This is a genomic window from Shewanella surugensis (assembly GCF_023284005.1).
GTDB lineage: Bacteria > Pseudomonadota > Gammaproteobacteria > Enterobacterales > Shewanellaceae > Shewanella > Shewanella surugensis.
This window is the reverse complement of record NZ_JAKIKS010000277.1, coordinates 1-2,165: the sequence shown is the minus strand read 5'-3', so window position 1 is coordinate 2,165 and position 2,165 is coordinate 1. Positions and strand designations below refer to the sequence as shown.

The 2,165-nt window shown below is 37.6% G+C and carries 1 protein-coding gene; it reads left to right on the top strand.

Features of this window, described 5'->3' with window-relative positions:
• Positions 1 to 1,536: 1,536 nt before the first annotated feature.
• Positions 1,537 to 2,165, top strand: a 629-nt coding sequence (locus tag L2764_RS26875) for a replication initiation protein (protein ID WP_248943397.1), incomplete at its 3' end; no start/stop codon positions are given.

Below are 2,165 nucleotides of genomic sequence, written 5' to 3'. Positions count from 1 at the left end.
ATAACCATATCGAGCCTTTTAGGCGTAATTCACTAGGTGTATTGCATTTCCAATGCATCACAAATAAAATCACTTTAAATTAATGACTTACACTCACAATAAAGGCAATACGAATCCAATACCTTTCGTTATAACAATAAGATAGCCCCTATTTTTTCTTCAGCAACCAATACGAATGTATTGCGCGGGTCAAAAAACAACCAAACGGCAATGGATATGTATTGCTTGGTCATAATTGCCAATCCAAAATGTGTATTGGATGTGTATTGCGCCTATTTTAGTGCAATGGATATGTATTGGATGTGTTTTTAATATATTGATATATAAACAATTTTAAAAACAGAAAAATACAATACAGATCCAATACACTCGTCTACAGCCCAGTGTGAATCAGCATCTAATACGAGTGTATTGTGTGAGCAATACCCGAGCAATACACTTTTGAGTGATTTCAAAATGGAATCGGTTTAATTTATTTTACTTGCCTTTATAGACTATTATTTTTATTAATCAATAGTTTAGCACTTAAAACAACCATTACTGTTGATTTATCAAAATAACGTGGGGTGTGGGGCATTTTGAAAGCTCAATTCCCTGGTCTGAATTTATCCTGGTCTTTGTTCATTTTGGCTGGTTTTCACTTTTTCGTTAAACAGGCATCGCCGCTTGAGAGTTAATTTTGACGTGTTGGGTTCAAAAAAGATCACAGCAAAGATTACTCAATCCAACAAGGCTATCTTGCCCTAAAAATATTTTGTCTCTCAGGAACGTTTTTAGGCCACTTTGAACCTTTGAATAGACTTCGCTAATTCAAAATTCCTCAGCGGCGTTTTAAAAAGCTTAAATTTAAAAGCGCATCAAATGATGCCAGAATCTTTCAAAAGTTGCTTAAAATGCGTTTTAGGAGGCTTTAAGATGCGTTTTCGAGTGCAACGAGAGCATGAGAGCGCAGCGAAACGGTTTTAGGGTGCGCTTTTAGCACCTGCCCCCTGCCCTGCTAAACCTGTTTTGATAGCCCATGATGATTTACTCAGCCCCTAAGCTGGCCGGAGGCAATACCAAGGTTCGATTGAATGCTTTGTCTCTCGCCCCTGCCACCGGCAGGACATGGCGAGGCATTATCGCCTGTGTCTTTTGATTTGGCTTTTGGGGGATGCCGGAAACGAACGAAGTGAGGGGAAGGGCTGGCGGGGGTGCAACCCCCAAGAAGGGTTATCACTCCGAGTTTTCAATTTTGGTTGAGTTATCCACAGATTTTTTTTATTTTTAATTTTTTATTCTTTTATCTTTCTTGTTTATTAAAGCTTTCTTGTTTTTAGCTCCTCTGTAGCCCTTGGTGCGACTGAGTTTCAAGCGTTAAGGGTGAAAGGATTGACACGCAAAAGCATTTTAAAGGTGAAAGGATTGACACGCTAATCCACAACCTAAAGGTGAAAGGATTGACACGCTAAATAATGGTTTAAGGTGAACTTCTTGACTTTTTATTCACCTATACATAAAGTGAATTACACAATGGATCTTTTCACTTGAGGAACAATGAATAATCTATCTGTAACCAAATCCAATAATCTAATTGACGCTAGCTATAAGCTAAATGTTCAAGCTCAAAAACTAATATTAGCCTGCCTTAGTAAAATAGATCCTCGTGGTGAAGTCCCAAAAGAAATTACCATTACAGCCACTGAGTTCGGCGAACTAATGGGCATACCTAATGCAAGAAGAGATCTATATAAAGCCGCTGACACTCTTTTTGATGCTGTAATTATCATAGCTAACGAGCATGAAATATCCCGCCTCCGCTGGGTTCAAAAAGATGTAAAAAAACACAAAGGAGAAGGGTCTGTAACCATCTATTGGACAGAAGACGTCTTAAAGTATATCAGCCAATTAAAACAACGATTTACAACTTACAAATTGCGTAACATTGCTAATTTGCAATCGGCACATTCTATTAGGATTTATGAGCTTTTAATGAGGTTTCATAGTACAGGAGAACGGATAATTTCCCTTAATGATTTTAAATCTGCTTTAGGTATTTCGGATAAATATCCTGAATTTAAAATCCTAAATAGAGCTGTTATCAAGCCCTCTATCGATGAATTAAATAATAGTAGTGATTTAACCGTAGAATACGAAACCATTAAAAAGGGTCGATCAGTAGCGGC